The 16,617-nt window shown below is 51.9% G+C and carries 19 protein-coding genes and 1 pseudogene; 16 read left to right on the top strand and 4 right to left on the bottom strand.

The features are described 5' to 3' along the window. Window positions 1-22: 22 nt before the first annotated feature. Genes HFE64_07690 through HFE64_07680 form a run of 3 tightly spaced genes read left to right on the top strand, consistent with a single transcriptional unit; the run spans window position 23 to window position 2,546 of the window. Entirely contained in the window at window positions 23-1,054 is a 1,032-nt protein-coding gene (locus HFE64_07690) for an ABC transporter substrate-binding protein (GenBank protein ID MCI8633342.1), read from the top strand. Further along, window positions 1,055-1,807: an ABC transporter ATP-binding protein gene (locus tag HFE64_07685; protein ID MCI8633341.1), complete on the top strand. Its 753-nt coding sequence runs from the start codon at window positions 1,055-1,057 to the stop codon at window positions 1,805-1,807. Next, window positions 1,794-2,546, top strand: a complete 753-nt coding sequence (locus HFE64_07680) for a hydrolase TatD (protein ID MCI8633340.1) — start codon at window positions 1,794-1,796, stop codon at window positions 2,544-2,546. Before HFE64_07685 ends, HFE64_07680 begins: the two co-directional genes overlap by 14 nt. Here the strand turns inward: HFE64_07680 and HFE64_07675 are convergent. Both HFE64_07675 and HFE64_07670 read right to left on the bottom strand, forming a co-directional pair. Further along, window positions 2,538-2,981 (bottom strand): threonine/serine exporter, encoded by a 444-nt coding sequence (locus HFE64_07675; protein MCI8633339.1) that lies wholly within the window; start codon window positions 2,979-2,981, stop codon window positions 2,538-2,540. The genes HFE64_07680 and HFE64_07675 overlap by 9 nt on opposite strands. A gap of 12 nt (window positions 2,982-2,993) precedes the next feature. Further along, entirely contained in the window at window positions 2,994-3,758 is a 765-nt protein-coding gene (locus HFE64_07670) for a threonine/serine exporter family protein (GenBank protein ID MCI8633338.1), read from the bottom strand. Window positions 3,759-3,866: 108 nt separating this feature from the next. On the opposite strand from HFE64_07670, the gene HFE64_07665 reads away from it, so the two are divergent. Continuing rightward, window positions 3,867-4,697, top strand: coding sequence for a GNAT family N-acetyltransferase (locus HFE64_07665; protein MCI8633337.1), 831 nt, complete (start codon window positions 3,867-3,869; stop codon window positions 4,695-4,697). 56 nt (window positions 4,698-4,753) lie between these two features. On the opposite strand, the gene HFE64_07660 is transcribed toward HFE64_07665, so the two are convergent. Next, window positions 4,754-5,146: a hypothetical protein gene (locus HFE64_07660; protein ID MCI8633336.1), complete on the bottom strand. Its 393-nt coding sequence runs from the start codon at window positions 5,144-5,146 to the stop codon at window positions 4,754-4,756. 252 nt (window positions 5,147-5,398) lie between these two features. On the opposite strand from HFE64_07660, the gene HFE64_07655 reads away from it, so the two are divergent. Genes HFE64_07655 through HFE64_07630 form a run of 6 tightly spaced genes read left to right on the top strand, consistent with a single transcriptional unit; the run spans window position 5,399 to window position 10,225 of the window. Next, window positions 5,399-6,028 (top strand): dTMP kinase, encoded by a 630-nt coding sequence (locus HFE64_07655; protein ID MCI8633335.1) that lies wholly within the window; start codon window positions 5,399-5,401, stop codon window positions 6,026-6,028. Window positions 6,029-6,074: 46 nt separating this feature from the next. Further along, window positions 6,075-6,404, top strand: coding sequence for a hypothetical protein (locus HFE64_07650; GenBank protein MCI8633334.1), 330 nt, complete (start codon window positions 6,075-6,077; stop codon window positions 6,402-6,404). A 21-nt stretch (window positions 6,405-6,425) separates the two neighbouring features. After that, entirely contained in the window at window positions 6,426-7,439 is a 1,014-nt protein-coding gene (holB, locus tag HFE64_07645) for a DNA polymerase III subunit delta' (protein ID MCI8633333.1), read from the top strand. A 10-nt stretch (window positions 7,440-7,449) separates the two neighbouring features. Next, window positions 7,450-8,343: a stage 0 sporulation family protein gene (locus tag HFE64_07640; protein MCI8633332.1), complete on the top strand. Its 894-nt coding sequence runs from the start codon at window positions 7,450-7,452 to the stop codon at window positions 8,341-8,343. Between the two features lie 12 nt (window positions 8,344-8,355). After that, window positions 8,356-9,093, top strand: coding sequence for a tRNA1(Val) (adenine(37)-N6)-methyltransferase (locus HFE64_07635; GenBank protein MCI8633331.1), 738 nt, complete (start codon window positions 8,356-8,358; stop codon window positions 9,091-9,093). Next, on the top strand, window positions 9,062-10,225 hold the full coding sequence (locus HFE64_07630; protein ID MCI8633330.1) for a DUF362 domain-containing protein: 1,164 nt from the start codon (window positions 9,062-9,064) through the stop codon (window positions 10,223-10,225). Before HFE64_07635 ends, HFE64_07630 begins: the two co-directional genes overlap by 32 nt. A 1-nt stretch (window position 10,226) precedes the next feature. On the opposite strand, the gene HFE64_07625 is transcribed toward HFE64_07630, so the two are convergent. Beyond that, window positions 10,227-10,703: a hypothetical protein gene (locus tag HFE64_07625; GenBank protein MCI8633329.1), complete on the bottom strand. Its 477-nt coding sequence runs from the start codon at window positions 10,701-10,703 to the stop codon at window positions 10,227-10,229. A gap of 332 nt (window positions 10,704-11,035) precedes the next feature. On the opposite strand from HFE64_07625, the gene HFE64_07620 reads away from it, so the two are divergent. The 6 genes and pseudogenes from HFE64_07620 to HFE64_07595 all read left to right on the top strand — a co-directional run bounded on the left by HFE64_07620 (window position 11,036) and on the right by HFE64_07595 (window position 16,605). Further along, window positions 11,036-11,326: a hypothetical protein gene (locus HFE64_07620; GenBank protein ID MCI8633328.1), complete on the top strand. Its 291-nt coding sequence runs from the start codon at window positions 11,036-11,038 to the stop codon at window positions 11,324-11,326. Between the two features lie 19 nt (window positions 11,327-11,345). Next, on the top strand, window positions 11,346-12,704 hold the full coding sequence (gene trkA / locus HFE64_07615; protein MCI8633327.1) for a Trk system potassium transporter TrkA: 1,359 nt from the start codon (window positions 11,346-11,348) through the stop codon (window positions 12,702-12,704). 18 nt (window positions 12,705-12,722) lie between these two features. Then, a pseudogene (locus HFE64_07610) lies at window positions 12,723-14,165 on the top strand (TrkH family potassium uptake protein). Between the two features lie 18 nt (window positions 14,166-14,183). Further along, entirely contained in the window at window positions 14,184-15,017 is an 834-nt protein-coding gene (gene rsmI, locus HFE64_07605) for a 16S rRNA (cytidine(1402)-2'-O)-methyltransferase (protein ID MCI8633326.1), read from the top strand. 89 nt (window positions 15,018-15,106) lie between these two features. Beyond that, window positions 15,107-15,520 carry an HIT family protein gene (locus HFE64_07600; protein ID MCI8633325.1) on the top strand — a complete coding sequence of 138 codons (414 nt, stop codon included), beginning with the start codon at window positions 15,107-15,109 and terminating at the stop codon, window positions 15,518-15,520. Window positions 15,521-15,534: 14 nt separating this feature from the next. Further along, entirely contained in the window at window positions 15,535-16,605 is a 1,071-nt protein-coding gene (locus tag HFE64_07595; GenBank protein ID MCI8633324.1) for an undecaprenyldiphospho-muramoylpentapeptide beta-N-acetylglucosaminyltransferase, read from the top strand. Window positions 16,606-16,617: the final 12 nt, after the last annotated feature.

Genomic DNA, 16,617 nt, shown 5'->3' with positions numbered 1-16,617 from the left:
GGTTTATATACAAATCTATTGAATGAAAAGAGGAAGAAAGTTGAAGAAGCAATTGAAAAAGGCAGTGGCACTGATTTTGGTGGCGGCTCTCACGACAGCGCTGTGCGCCTGCGGCGATACGCAGACGGGAGAGCAGAGCAAGGAAAATCAGGAGCTGAAAAAGGTGACGGTGGTGCTGGATTATGTGCCCAATACCAATCATACGGGCATGTATGTGGCGCTGAATAAAGGGTATTATGAGGCTGAGGGGCTGGATGTGGAGATCATCGAGCCGACCGAGGGGGCGACGGCTACGCTGATTGCGCAGCAGAAGGGTACGTTTGGCATTGCCTATCAGGAGGATGTGACGATCGCGCTGACCTCGGAGGATCCGCTGCCAGTGAAAGCGGTGGCGACGATTATTCAGCACAATACCTCCGGTTTCGTGACGCTGGCTGACAGCGGCATCACGTCGCCAGCGGATTTTGAAGGCAAGACCTATGCCGGCTGGGCCGGACCGGGCGAGGCCGCTGTGCTGGAGGCCTGCATGACGAAGGAAGGCAAGGATTTTTCGAAGTTGAATATGGTCATTTCAGATGGCAGCGGCTTCGAGGCGCTGGGAAAAAGCTGTGATATCATGTGGTTCTTTGAAGGCTGGGACAGCGTGATGGCCGAGATGAACGGCGTTAAGCTGAATTATATGGAATGCCGGCAGCTGGATGAGAGGCTGGATTATTATACGCCCATCATCATTACCAGCGATGCAGTTATCGAGAGTGATCCTGAGATGATCAAGGCCTTTTTGCGGGCAACCGAAAAGGGCTATCAGGATGTGATGGCCGATCCGGAGGGCAGTGCCGAGATCCTGCATTCCTATGCGCCAACCTACGATCTTGAAATGCTCAAAAAATCCCAGACCTATCTGGCCGGCAAATATATGGAAGACGCTGAGGTGTGGGGCATCATGAAGGACGAGGTATGGGACAACTACAGCGCCTTCTTAAAGGAATACGGCGTGATCAATCAGACGATTCCCGCCAGCGACTGCTACACAAATGAATTTTTGGGGAAATAAATGAAATTAAATATCTGCGCATTAAGCTTTTCCTATGCCGATCAGACGGTGCTGCGTGAGCTCTCTTTCGCCGTGCAGGACGGAGAGTTTGTGAGTATTTTGGGGCCGTCCGGCTGTGGAAAATCGACGCTGCTCAACGTGCTGGCCGGCAATTTAAGGCCGCAGAGCGGCAAAATAGAAATCGATGGAGCAAGGATCGAAGGGGTTAGCCGTCAGTTTGCCTATATGCCGCAGAGCGATTTGCTGCTGCCCTGGAGGACGATATTGGATAATGTATGCCTTTACGGTGAAATTCATCATCAGAAGGATAGGATGAAGAGCCGGGCCAGAGAGCAGATGGCGCGCTTTGGCCTGCAGGGCTGCGAAGAGAAATATCCGCATGAGCTGTCGGGCGGTATGCGGCAGAGGGCAGCTTTTTTGCGGACCACACTGTGCGAGGCAGACATTTATCTGCTGGATGAGCCGTTTGGCGCATTGGATGTGATTACGCGGGGAAATATGCAGGACTGGCTTCAGGAGCTGCGCCGCAATTTAAAAAAGACCATTCTGCTGGTCACCCATGATACAGATGAGGCCATTTATCTCTCGGACCGGATTTTGATTTTAGGCGGTCCGGGAGAGGGAATCCGAAAGGAAATTACCATTGCGCAGAAGGAGCGCGACAGGCAGTGGCTGTATGCGCAGGGAGCGCTGCGGGCCGAGATCTATGAAATCATTCAGGCAAAAGGAGAAAAAACGGATGCAGATCATTGATATGCATGCGCATATAAGCGCGTTTTTAGAGCCTCAGGCAGAGCAGGAGCTGGCGCTGCGCAAACAAAATGATCTGATCACCTGTTTTTCCAGCGGCACACCGGAGGAGTGGCGCTTTCTGCAGACATTTAAGGGGAGGCCGGAGCTTCGGCTTAGCTTTGGCCTCCATCCTTGGTATGCGGACCAGTGGACGATCGAGGAAAGCATGCCGGCTCTGGAGCAGTGTGATTTGATTGGAGAAATCGGCATGGACAGCGTGTGGTGCAGCGTTTCGCTAGAGGTGCAGCAAAGGCAGCTGGAAAAACAGCTTCAGCTGGCGGCAGATCAAAAAAAGCCGGTCATTTTGCACACCAAAGGGCAGGAGGAGCGCATTGCCGATCTGCTGCAGGGCTTCCCGGAAAGGATCTGCGTGCACTGGTATTCCGGGCCGGAAAAAACGCTGGAGCGCTACATGGCGCTGGATTGTTATTTTACGCTGGGACCGGATACGGCGCGGCTTGCTGAGGCCGGAGCCCATCTGCAGCAGCAAATGCTGCGCGAAATCCCGGCAGAGCGCCTGTTTGTAGAGACCGATGGGATTGAGGCGGTAGCCTGGGCCATGCAGAAAGAGACCATGGAGCTTACGCAGATCCCGGCTGTACTGATGGAAAATTTGGCCTATGCGGCCAAGCAAAAAGGCCAGACGCCGGAGGCGCTGGCCAGACAGATGCGGGTCAATTTAGAGAAGTTTTTATCGTAGGCGCGGCTTTATTTTGCGCAGCATATAAAACAGTGCCCATACAAAGCTGATGCCGATGGCGATAGACAGCGTATACTGCAGCGTTAAAAGGGCATAGGCCTTCGCCTGCGGCCAGTCATTTTGCACAGCATGACTCATTGTATAATATAAGGTACTTCCGGGAATCAAGGGGACGATGGTAGGGATGAAAAAGACAGTTGCCGGAGCCTTTAAAAGCCGGGCCAAAATTTCACTGTAGAGCGCCGCGAAGGCAGAAGCGAGCAGGCAGGCGATAAAAATGCTGTTAAATGCCCATTCGCCGGCCAGATAAACGGCCCAGCTGAGCAGTCCGCCCAGCGAAGCGCAGGTCAGTAGACGCCGCCGCAGATGAAACAGCAGGGCGAATCCAAGAGAGCCGGTAAAAGCAGTGATCAGCTGCGTTAGAATTTCATTCATGGGCGCCCTCCTTTAAATCAGCATGATAGCGATCATAAAGCCGCAGGCCAGTGCGCCGGCCCAGAGCAGGGTCTCTACCAGCCGCATGATGCCTGCGATGGTATCGCCGATCAGAATATCGCGTACAGCATTGGTCATAGCGATGCCGGGAATCAGCAACATAATATCGCCGATGATGAGCTTATCGATATGCAGTACTGGAAACAGGGCGGCACAGCCGCAAAGCGCCAAGCCGACCAGCAGGGAGATCAGAAAATTGTAAATTACGCGGCTGGAACAGAGCGCGGGGAGTTTTTCCTGTAAAAAGCAGAGAGGAAATGCAAAAAGGGCGGCAGTAAGGCCGTCTATTATATTGCCGCCAAAGAAAATAGAAAAGCTTCCTGCAGCTAGGACGCTGCCCAGATAAAACCGCAGTCTTGAGGGAGGCGCTGCGTCGAGCGCAGCAAGTGCTTTTGCAAGCTCCTTTGGCGGTTTAGGGGCGCGGCAGCAGTCGCGGCTTAATGCATTGAGAGCCTCTAGTTTAGTGAAATTAGAGCTGCCGGCACTTAAAATGCGGCGGGTTTGCGTGAGCTCTTGTCCATCAGGAAAGATCATGGTGATGATCATACTGGAGGTAATGACAAATACATTCATGCGCTCAGCGCCATAGGCCAGCCCGAGACGGGTGAGGGTATCCTCTACACGGCTGATTTCAGCACCGTTGGCGAGAAGCGCCTCGCCTAAGCTGAGAAATTGATGCAAAAGCGCTTTTAATTCATACTCATTTTGTGGATTCATGAGAGACCTCTGGTTCAAATGATGGTTGCATAGTGTAGATCCTATCTGTATAATAAAGTGAATGCACTTAATGTAGCATACTTGCTTTTTAAAAACAAGGAGTAGACGATGAAAAACATATATTGGCAGCGGCTTTTTGATGAAAATACAAAGCATGTAAAAAATGTAGAAAAGCGGAGCGATATGCCGGGTGACTTACAGCTGGCATTGGATCATAGAGATGAAGATGTGTACGGAGTGTTTGAAGCGGATACGCTGGTGGGGATCGCTTTGATCTGCCCAGGGGAAGAGGCCTTTATCTCGCTCTATATGATGCCGGAGTATAGGGGGAGAGGAATTGCAGGCTTTGTCTTAAAAGAATGGGAGGAAATGCTGCGGCAGGAGGGAACAACGCAGATTGTAACGGCTTATGCGAAAGAGTTTTCCGGGTTTATGCAGAAAAGAGGCTATCAGAGGCAGTTTTCTTCTGCTTATATGAAATATGCGGGCGAGCAGTATGAGGTGGATGCATCACCAGTCAGGCAGTATCAGGATGCGGATTATCATACCGTGCAGGCGTTTCATGCAAAGGCCTTTCATGAAATGCGGCTGCAGGTAGGAGACTTCCCGGATTCTGTACAGGAGCAGCCCAGCGAAGAGGAGCGGCAGGAGTGGGCGGCCACTAAAGAGGATCGACTCGTTTATGTAAAGGATTCCAGAGTTGTTGCCTATGCAAATGTGGATGGCTGTGAGCTGGATGGTATTTCTGTGGCGCCGGAGCAGCAGGGGCAAGGCATTGGCAAACAATTTGCCAAATGTGTGTGCAATTATATATTGGATCAGGGGTATTCAGAAATTTCCCTCTTTTGTGTAGTCGGCAATAAGGCGAGGAGGATGTATGACCAGCTGGGGTTTAAAGAAGTGGTAGTCAATGAATATGGAAGGAAGCTATTAGGCTAAAATAAAAATTGCTTCCAAAAGCGATGATAACCATGCTAACTTTTGGAAGCAATTCTTTATGCCTGTGTGTCATTTTCTTCAGTAGAAGCAGGAGCATCAGGCGTGATAATGGCTTCGCCTCGTAAAATCGTATAAATAAATTTAATCTGCTCCTTGACTGTCTCTTCTGCAAAATCAGGACTGCTGTTAATTTCATACCCCTGCTCTTTAAAGTCGTCGGCTAATTCAACGAGATCGGCAGGCAGTCCCTCCGTATTTTTTAAAGCATATATGAGATTGGAGGCTTCGAAATAGCGCATATCGCTTGAAAGCTTCCAGCCTTCGTATACATTGTAATCGCAAAGCCCGTAAAACGGGCCGATCAGAGACAGAAGAAAGGCGTTAGAAGCGATTTCTTGACGATAGATGCTGAGGCATTTTTGAAAATTTTCGCGAAACTGCTGAACCATGGTCTTTCCTCCTAAACAAAATAAATGATACATTAAACTGCTGTATAATAGCATAAAAATATTATGGATTCCGCGCTGAAATATGAATAAAATATAAAAAAATATTACAGAAGTATTACAAGTGGAGCGTAAATGGAGTAACGCGGACGCCTCAGGCCGAAAAGGGTTTTGCTTGAAAAACACAATCACCTATGATATAATAAAGGCGACAAGGCAATTTAACATTAAAGCAGTTCGTGAGGTAGTGAAACAATGGGTTTACTGATTACGCTGGAGGGGCCGGATGGTTCTGGCAAGACGATGCAGATGGATATGCTGGAGCAGGCTCTTTTGGAACGAGGCTATCCAGTGGTCAGAAGCAGAGAGCCCGGCGGTACTGCTATTGGCGAGGCGATTCGCGGTGTAATTTTGGATCCGCAGTATGCTGAGATGGATCAGATGACTGAAGCGCTGCTATATGCGGCCTCCCGAGCGCAGCATGTGGCAGAGAAGATCAAGCCGGCCATGGAAAAAGGCAGCATCGTACTATTAGATCGTTTTTTGGATTCCAGCTTGGTCTACCAGGGGATCGGACGCGGTATGACCATTGAAACCATTGAGGCGATTAACCGGTTTGCGACCGGCGGCCTGCAGCCGGATGCAACATTTATGATATATATTGATTATGAAGAAGGGCTTCGCAGAAAGAAAAAGCAAAAGGGAAGCCTGGACCGGATGGAGCAGCAGCAGGAGGCGTTTCATCGCAGGGTTAATGAAGGGTATCTGACATTGGCACATCGGTATCCCGAGCGAATCGTATTGATTGATGGGGCAAGGGATCCGCAGGCAGTGCATCAAGATATTTTGAAACGCGTACAGAAACTGGCAGAGGCCAGATCGTGAGCGATTCTAAATATATATCACCTTTATTTTATAAGGAGGAATCAAAATGAAACTTGTATTAGCGATCATTCATGACGAGGATGCTCAGAAACTTACCACAGCGTTAAACCGGAATAATTTCCAGGTAACCAAGTTGGCCAGTACAGGAGGATTCCTTCGTGTCGGCAATACAACGATCTTGGTCGGTGTAGAGGCTGATAAGCTGGATCAGGTTTTGCAGATCATTCACGAGAAGTGCCAGACGGTCAAGCAGATGACCATTGCCAATCAACCCTATACGACAACCGCAGAAGGATATGTTCCGTATCCGATTGAAGTAACGGCCGGCGGCGCAACGGTATTTGTAGTTGATGTTGAACAGTTCCACAAATTCTGATTCTAAAAGGAGGGGCTCCCGATGGCTGATCAATTGAGCAGAGAGGGAGCCTCTTTTTCTGCTATATTGGGACATGAAGGGCCGAAGGCTCATTTAAAGGCGGCGACTGCGAGCGGCCAGCTGGGGCATGCATACCTGCTGGAGGGTATTCGCGGCATAGGAAAAAAGACGCTCACCGATGCATTTGTCAAAGCGCTGCTTTGTCAGCACAGAAGTGAGGATGGCGAAAGCTGCGGAAGCTGTGCGGCCTGTCGCAGCTTTGATCATCATAATCATCCGGATGTAAAGAGGATTGCGCCGGCAGAGGATAAAAACAGCATTTCAGTTAAGCAGATTCGGGAAGAGCTGATCAAAGATATCAATATTTGTCCATATGATAGCCTGCGAAAGGTATACATCATAGAGGCAGCGGATAAGCTGACCATAGAGGCGCAAAATGCAATGCTCAAGACGCTGGAGGAGCCGCCGACGTACGGTATTATCGTATTGCTGGCAGAAAGCAGCACCTCTTTTTTGCCGACAGTTTTATCTCGCTGCGTAAGGATTAGTCTGCAGCCGCTCAATCAGGCGCTGATCGGAGACTGGCTGCAAAAGCGGGGCATACCAAAGGAAAAAGCCAATATGGCGGCCGCGTTTGCGCAGGGGGCGCCGGGGCAGGCTCTGCAGCTGTGTGAAAATGAAGAATTTGAAGAGATCCGGCGCGCGGTATTTGATTTTTTAGCGCGTATTCCAGAGGCTTCTCAGCTGGAAGTGATGCGCGGGCAGCAGCTATGGGAAAAATATAAGTCAGCGCAGGACAAGCTGTTTTCGTTTATGCTTGTCTGGTACCGCGATATCTTGGTCTATCAGGAGACGGGCGAGCCTGGGAGGCTTCTGTGCAGCGACCAGACAAGAACCATTTGCGGCTTAGCCGCTTACTATTCAAGTGAAAAACTCATTCAAATCGTGGAGACGATATTGGATATTGATAAAAAGCTAAAGGCGAATGCCAATCCGGCACTAGCCATCGATTGCTTATTGATGATTTTAAAGTAGGAGGATTATTTTGACTACGGTAATAGGAGTGCGCTTTCGGCACGCAGGCAGGATTTATTATTTTAACCCGGGTGCATACCGCATTCAGAAGGGCGAGTATGTGATCGTGGAGACGATGCGCGGGATTGAGTACGGGTTGGTGGTGACGGAGCCGCGCCTGGCGGCGGAAGAGGATATTGTGGCACCTCTTCGGAATGTGCTGCGAAAGGCGACGGAGAAGGATAAAGAGATCTATGCCAAGAATATGGCGGCCGAGAAGGAGGCCTTTGATATTTGTCTGGAGAAGATCAAGGCACACCATCTGGATATGAATTTGGTAGAGGTGGAGTACACCTTTGACGGCAATAAAATTTTGTTTTATTTTACAGCGGATGGACGCGTTGATTTTCGAGAGCTGGTTAAGGATCTAGCGGCGCTGTTTAGGACGCGGATCGAGCTGCGGCAGATTGGAGTGCGTGATGAGACGAAGATGGGTGGAGGCATTGGAATCTGCGGCCGGCCGTATTGCTGCGCATCCTTCCTTTCGGATTTTGCGCCGGTGTCGATTAAGATGGCGAAGGATCAGAACCTGTCTCTGAATCCGACTAAGATCTCAGGAACCTGCGGCCGTTTGATGTGCTGCTTAAAATATGAGGAGAGCACCTATGAGGAGCTGAATAAAAAGCTGCCGGATGAGGGCGATCTGGTGGAGACGCCGAGCGGCGAGGGCGAGGTACTGCATGTGAATGTGCTGCGTCAGCTGATCAAGGTGGGCGTCACACAGGAGAAGGGCGATGTGCTTATTACGGAGTTTCCTTTGGATGAGATTAAGATTGTCAAAAAGCGCAGAAACCGCCGGCAAAATCAGGAATATATGGATAAAGAGGACCAAAAGCAGCTTAAGGAGCTGGAAAAGGAATTTTAAAAGGGCGCGGATATGGAGCGAATCGATGAATTACAGCGAGGCGGCTACCGGATCATTCAGGATCCGGACCGCTTTTGTTTTGGCACGGATGCGGTGCTGCTGGCTGATTTTGCCAAGGCAAAGCCGGGAGAGACCGTGATGGATATGTGCAGCGGCAGCGGTGTTGTGCCGATTTTGATGCTGGCGCGCTACCCTAAAGCGCAGTATACAGCGCTGGAGCTGCAGCCTGAGATGGCGGCGCTGGCAGAGCGCAGTATGCGGCTCAATCAGATTGAGGACCGGGTGCAGGTGCAGCAGGGCGATGTGCGCTGCGTGAGGCAGCTTTTTCAGCCGCAGAGCTTTCAGGCGGTCACGGTCAATCCGCCGTATATGAAGGCGGAGCACGGGCTGACCAGCCAAGCGGAGGCAGTGCAGATCGCGCGGCATGAGATCTGCTGTACGCTGCGCGATGTCGTCGAGGCCGCCGCCTATTTGCTGCCCAGCAGGGGGCGGCTGTATATGGTGCACCGCCCACAGCGCCTGAGCGAGATTTTCAGCGAGCTGCGGCGCGTATCATTAGAGCCGAAACGCCTGCAAATGGTGCATCCATATATTGATAAGGAGCCGACGCAGGTGCTCATAGAAGCGGTCCTGCAAGGAGGGACGGAGCTGCGCGTGCAGCCGCCGCTGATCACCTATGCAGCGCCGGGGGTTTATACAAAACAAATGCTGGAGGTATATGGTCAGGATGGTCACCATTCATCGATGTGAAAGCTATCAGACAGAGGCGCTGGAGCAGGCGCTCACAGCGGCCATAGAGGATATAGGCGGGCTCGGTCCCTATATTAAGCAGGGGGAGACCGTGCTGCTCAAGGTTAACCTGGTCATGGGCAAGGGGCCCGAGCAGGCGGCCACGACGCACCCCGCCTTTGTAGCGGCGCTTGCCAGGCGGCTCAAGGCCTATGGATGCCGCGTGATCATTGGCGATAGTCCCGGAGGCCCGTTCAACGCAGCCATGCTGCGCCGGATTTATAAAATCACCGGCATGCAGCAGGCGGCCGAAGAGAGCGGCGCAGAGCTGAGCCTCAATACCAATAGCGTTCAGCTTTCCGGCGTGGCCGGAAAAATGCTTAAGAATCTCACCGTAACGGCTATGAGCCAGGAAGCGGATCAGGTGATCTCTGTGTGCAAGCTAAAGACACATGGGATGATGACCTATACCGGTGCGGTGAAAAATATGTTTGGCACGGTCCCCGGCACGATGAAAGCAGAATACCATGTGCGCATGCCGAAAATGGACGACTTTGCCGATGCGCTGATCGATATCTGTGAGGCAAAGCGGCCTGTGTTATCGTTTATGGATGCGGTGATGGGCATGGAGGGCGATGGGCCGACCAGTGGATCGCCGCGTAAGATCGGCGCTGTACTGGCATCGGCGAGTCCTTATGAGCTGGACATCGTGGCGGCAGGGCTGATCGGCCTTGGCGAGCAGCAGGTGCCGACGTTGAAGGCGGCTGCCGCGAGGGGGTTGGCGCCTTGCGCCGTGCAGACGAAGGGGGATGCGCCGGAGGAGTTTGTGGTTCGGGATTTTCGCATGCCGGAGCATATCCATACGGATCTGTCACAGGGGGGGTTTTTGCCGAAGGTTGGCATGAAGCTGCTGCGGCCTAAGGTGCGCTTTGATCTGGCACAGTGCGTGGGCTGCGGGGATTGTGCGGCGAATTGCCCGGCGAAGGTGATTGTGATGAAGCAGCGCCGCGAGGGAGAAAAAAACCACCGGCTGAGAAAACCGGTGGTGGATTATCGGAATTGTATTCGCTGCTTTTGCTGTCAGGAGCTTTGTCCGCAGAGCGCGGTGCATGTGAAGGAGTCGTGGGTGTTTAGGCTTGCGAATCGAATTTAGGTTATGACTGAAAGTGAACCGGTTTCTGGTCCTCATCATGGATCGAGCCGGTTTTTTGATAGGAGATTAGATTCTCGCCCTGATAGGTGACACTGCAAAGATCGCCTTCCTTCATTTGGCTGATGTTTTGCGAAGGGGTTTTGAGGCGGATGGGCTTGTTGTTTCGGTCGAGCAGGTAGAAAGTGAGATAGGTGTCGCCGATGATGGAACGTCCCATAGAGCTGGTGAGACGCGAGGTGGTCTGACCGGGGACCAGCTTGATGTTGCGCGCGGCTTCGCCGTTGTTTTGGTCGATCATGACGAGCTGCATGCGCGCAGTTTTGATGGGACGGAAGAGGCGGCGACCTATTTTTTTAAGCAGAATGAAAAGAAGGACGAGGGCGATGAGGACGAGGGTGCCGTAAAGGGCCCCGGAAATCTCGAGATACCGGCTGACTGCGGCGAAAAAATCTTTGATAGAGTCAAAAATAGCGCTCATGGAAAGGTCCTCCTTGTGCGGTTGTTGTTACTTTTACTATATAAGAGCAGGAGGGATTTGTCAAGGAATGAAGGCGGTCGGGCCGAGCTTCGTCCCTTTGACATATAGAGAAGCTGGGTGAGTGGAGAATTGGTGCGACTCTCTTATCAGATCGGGATTCAGTAAGCGCGTGCTCTGCGTCAGGATTTACAAAAATTAGAAAATGGAGGAAATATTTCCACCATCTATCAAGAGTGGCAGAACAATGGTGGAATTTTTTCCGCCATTGTTCTGCTGGTGAAGCTTGCTAACGGGTATTTTTCAGCTATTTTATAGGAGTTCCGCTATACACGGTGGAAAAAATTCAGCTATATCGTCCAGTTCCGCCAGTGGCGGCTGAAGAGTCGAAATTGGCGGAGGAGTCGAAATTGGCTGAAGTGTTGAAGCCGACTGAAGAGTCAAAACCGGCAGAAGGATCAAAAACAGCGGAGGAACCCAAACTAGGCGGCGCGGATGCCTCGGCGATCCTTAGCTTGTACTTTGTGAGCTTTTTCTTGCAAATTCGAGGAAGATGCGGTATGATCAGTAAAGCCCGACAAAAGAGAAAATCAGGGCGATTTTTATATTGGATATACAAAAGATAAATCGAGGAATAGGTGCTTTATGAATATTATTATTGTTGGCTGTGGAAAGATCGGTTCAACGATTTTGGCGAGTCTCGTTGCGGAGGGACACGATGTAACGGTGCTGGATGTGAATCCCGAGGTGATCGCAGATGTTACAAATGTACATGATGTGATGGCCGTGTGCGGAAGCGGTATTGATTGTGAAACGCTGGAGGAAGCCAATACGGAGATGGCGGAGCTTTTTCTGGCGCTTACCCCTTCGGACGAGCTGAATATGGTAAGCTGCTTTTTAGCTAAGCGCATGGGGGCTAAGCATACGGTGGCCCGCATCAGTGCACCTAGCTATAGAGGGCGCAGTCTGGCCTTTATGAAGCAGCAGCTGGGAATTTCCATGATTATCAATCCGGAGCAGATTGCGGCGGAAGAGCTGCTTAGTCTGCTGAAATTGCCGGCTGGGGTCAAAACAGAGTATTTTTCTAGAAGAAATTTTGAGATGATTGAGCTGCGGCTGCGGGAGGATTCACCATTGGATGGGATCAGCCTCAGTACGCTGCGTGCGCAGTACAAGGCCAAGTTCCTGATCTGCGCGGTGCGCAGAGGAGAAGAGGTGTTTATTCCGGATGGTAATTTTGTGCTGCAAAGCGGAGATGAAATCAACCTGACGGCGACGCCTTCGGAGATTGATAAATTGCTGCGTGCATGGGGATATCTGCAAAAAGGCTCGCGCAGCGTCATGGTTTTGGGCGGCAGCCGGACCGCATATCATCTGGGGCGTATGCTGATCGAGATTGGCGCTTCGGTTAAGATCATTGAAAAGGACCGCCAGCGCTGCCGGGAGCTTTGCGAGGCGCTGCCAAAGGCCGTTATCATCAACGGCGACGGAGCCAAGCAGGAAATTCTGCGGGAGGAGGGGCTCTTATCTACAGATGCGTTCATCTCCCTTACCGGCATGGATGAGGAAAATATTCTGATGTCTATTTTTGCAGCGTCGCAGGGGGTTCCGAAGGCGCTGACCAAGGTGGATCGCAATGAGTTTATGCTGATGGCGCAAAAGCTGGGGCTTGACAGCATTATTTCGCCAAAGGAGCTGATCTCGAATTTGGTAGTACGCTATGCCAGAGCGCTGGAGAACTCCATGGGCAGCAATGTGGAAACACTGTATAAAATGATGGACGGCAAGGCGGAGGCGCTGGAGTTTATTGCCAAGCGCGGCTTTAAAAAGGCGCAGATTCCGTTTAAATATTTAGAATTAAAATCCAATATCCTGATTGTGGGGATCATTCGCGGACGTAAGACCATTATCCCGGATGGTGAGGATATGATCATGGTTGGCGATAAGGTGATCGTGCTGGCGACCAACCAGCGGCTGTATGATTTGACAGATATTTTAAAATAAGCTTGAGGGTTAATCTTCATGAATCGCAGAATGACATTTTATATGATTGGTCAGGTGGTCAAAGTAGAGGCGCTGTTGATGCTGCTTCCTTTTGGCGTAGCGCTTTTGTATGCAGAGGAATGTGCATAGGCGCTCCTGATAACGATTGGGATCGCATTAGCGCTTGGCATGGCTATGACGCTGCTGATTAAACCGAAAAACAGGGTAATCTATGCCAAAGAGGGCTTTGTGATTGTCGCCTTTGCGTGGCTGCTGCTCTCCGGCATCGGCGCGCTGCCCTTTGTCATCAGCGGAGAGATCCCTTCGTATATAGACGCCTTTTTTGAGACCGTCAGCGGCTTTACGACAACGGGAGCCAGCATTTTAACTAATGTAGAAAAAATGAGCCATGGCCTGCTTTTCTGGCGGAGCTTTACGCATTGGATCGGGGGCATGGGGGTGCTGGTGTTTATCATGGCGGTAGTGCCCTCAGCGGCGGACCGCTCGATCCATATTTTGCGCGCCGAGGTGCCGGGGCCCACTGTGGGCAAGCTGGTGCCGCGCATGAAGGATACGGCTAAAATTTTATATTTATTATACATAGTGCTGACCGTATTGGAGATTATTCTGCTGCTCGCCGGCGGCATGCCCCTGTTTGACAGCATTGTGCATGCATTTGGCACAGCCGGCACGGGCGGTTTTGGCATCAAAGCCAATAGCATTGCCGGATATAATCATTATCTGCAATGGGTAATCACAATTTTTATGCTTTTATTCGGCATCAATTTTAATTTGTTTTACCTGATGCTGCTGCGCCGGTTTAAGGCTGCGTTTCACAGCAGCGAGCTATGGTGCTATATGGGCATCTGGGTCGTGGCCACGCTGGTCGTCACCTTTAACGTAATGCAGCTTTACGAAAGCTTTTCAGAGTCGCTGCGTTTAGCTGCCTTCCAAACGGCCTCCATCATGACAACAACCGGCTACGCCACGGCCGATTTCAATCTGTGGCCTAATCTGTCCAAGGGGATCCTGGTAGTGCTCATGTGCATCGGAGCATGTGCCGGCTCCACGGCCGGCGGACTCAAAATATCCCGTGTTATGCTGCTGATGAAAATGATCCGCCGCGAGCTGCGCCATATGCTGCATCCGCGCTCAGTCGGGGTGGTTAAGTTTGAAGGGAAAAAAGTGGATAACCAGACGCTTAGCAGCGTCAATGCCTATTTTGCCATCTACGTTGTCATTTCAGCCATCATCTTTTTGCTGCTCTGCATCGATGGATTTGATCTGGAAACCAACCTGACGGCCATGATCGCCTGCTTCAACAACATAGGCCCCGGCCTCGGCAGAGTAGGTCCTGCCGCCAGCTTCGCCGGATATTCCGTGCTCTCCAAGCTCGTGCTGTCATTTGCCATGCTGCTGGGCAGGCTCGAGATTTTCCCGCTGCTGTTTGCCGTCATCCCATCCACATGGATGAAAAAATAAATGCAAAGGAGCTCTGCGATGCAAGGAATGCTTTATCTGTGCCCAACGCCGATTGGGAATTTGGGCGATATCAGCCAGCGCACGCTGGAAACGCTGCAGGCAGTCGATCTGATCGCGGCTGAAGACACGCGCAGTACCGGGCTGTTGTTAAAGCAATATCACATCCAGACGCCGCTGATCAGCTATCATCAGCATAATGAAAGGGAACGCTCAGAGGAGCTGATTCATAAAATAAAAGAAGGGCGGCAGATTGCGCTGGTTACCGATGCCGGGATGCCGGCGATCTCGGATCCCGGTCAGATTTTAGTGCGCCGCTGCCATGAGGCCGGCGTTCTGGTTACGGCGCTGCCGGGACCATGCGCCTTTGTGACGGCCTTGGCGCTGAGCGGACTGGATTCGCGGCGCTTTACATTTGAAGGGTTTTTACCGGCAGATAAAAAAGAGTGTCAGCAGGTGCTGGCAGATTTGAGAGAGAGTACCAAAACAACCATTTTTTATGAGGCGCCGCATCGGTTAAAGCAGACGCTGAAGCTGCTCAGTGAAGCGGCCGGAGAACGTCCTGCGGCGGCTGTGCGCGAGCTGACAAAGAAGTTCGAGGAGGTGCGCCTGCTTCCGCTGCGGGAGCTGGCGGCCTATTATGAGGAGCATGAGCCGCGGGGAGAATTTGTGATTTTAATTGAAGGAAAAACAAAGGAGCAGCGGCTGGCGGAGCAGCAGAAGCGATATGAAGCACTGAGCATAGAGGAGCATATGGCGCTGTATGCAGAGCTTCCGGAGAAGGAGGCCATGAAGGCAGTGGCAAAAGACAGAGGGATTACCAAGCGCGATGTGTATGCACAGCTGAAGAAGTAACAAATTATTCATGTTTGCGGCGTTGCCGCACGGGTTTTTTTGATATATAATAAGGAGACATAAAGCATTTTGAAAAGGAGGAGTCCTTGATGAGTGACTGCATTTTCTGCAAAATTGCCAGCGGCGAGATTCCGTCGTATACGGTGTATGAGGATGATCAGTTTCGGGTGATCATGGATCTGAGTCCAGTGAGCCCTGGGCATATGCTGATTCTGCCGAAGGGGCATTATCAGGATTTATATGAGCTGCCGGAGGAACTGGCGGCTGCGGCTATGCGGCTGGCAAAACGGCTGGCGGCGGCTGTGCAGGAGGCGCTGCGGCCGGATGGGCTGAATGTGATGCAAAACAACGGCAAGGCGGCAGGGCAGACAGTGATGCATTATCATCTGCACCTCATCCCATGCTATGGGGACGCAGGCAATTTTACGCTGCGGGAGGGACAGAGCGCTACGCAGGAGGAGCTAGAAGAGACGGCCGCTAAGATTCAGTCACAGCTGGCATAGGAGGCGGCGTTCCTATGAATCCGTTTGTGATGATGACAGGAGGAGGCACGGCGGGGCATGTGACACCGAATCTGGCGCTCATAGAGCCGCTGCGTCAAAAAGGCTATCGCATTGGTTACATAGGAAGAAAAAATAGTATAGAAGCACAACTGGCAAAGGAAGCGGGTCTTCCTTTTTATTGCATTTCTGCGGGCCCGCTGCACCGGGATTTTAATATGGAAAACTGGGTCAGCCCATGGAAAAATATGCTGGGCGTGATGCAGGCGGCGCATATCATCCGCAGGGAAAAGCCGGATCTTATTTTCTGTAAGGGCGGCTTTGTGAGTGTGCCCGTTGCTGTGGCAGGGCAGATGCTGCACCGGCCGGTGGTTCTGCATGAGTCGGATTTTACGCCGGGACTGGCTAACCGGATGTGCCTGCCGTTTGCGGATACGGTCTGCGTGAGCTTTGAGGAGACGATGGCCCATATGCCGGCCGGAAAGGCGGTATATACGGGTACGCCCGTACGCAGTGAGCTGCTGCAAGGCAGCGCAGAAGAGGGCTATCGGATTACGGGGCTTAGAAGAGGAAAGCCGGTGGTTCTGGTGATGGGCGGCAGCAGCGGAGCCGGTGCGCTGAACCGTCTGATCGGACCGGCGGCGGAGCGCCTGACCAAGGAATATGAAGTGGTGCATTTATGCGGGAAACAGGAGGCGCAGGACTGCGTGCCGAGGCCGGGGTATTTTCCGATGAAATATGCCAAGGAGGAGCTGTCCCATCTGTATGCGATGGCGGATATGGTGGTCAGCCGCGCGGGCGCCAATGCGCTGGCAGAGCTGCTTTTGCTCGGCAAGCCGCATATTTTGATTCCGCTGCCCAAGGCAGCAAGCCGCGGCGACCAGATCCTGAATGCGAAATCGTTTGCGGCAAAGGGGTTCAGCTATGTGCTGCCGCAGGAGGAGCTGACGGAGGAAAGCTTAAGCAGGGCGCTCAGAGAGGTGTGGTCAAATCGGCGCCGGTATACGGCGGCGATGGAGAAAAGCCGGGTCAGCAACGGAACGCAGGCGGTGCTGGAGGTCATCGAACGTACGATAAACGGATCTTAATTTCCAGCTTGG

It is taken from the genome of Lachnospiraceae bacterium (assembly GCA_022794035.1).
Lineage (GTDB): Bacteria > Bacillota > Clostridia > Lachnospirales > Bianqueaceae > CALWPV01.
This window is presented reverse-complemented; position numbering and strand designations above follow the sequence as displayed.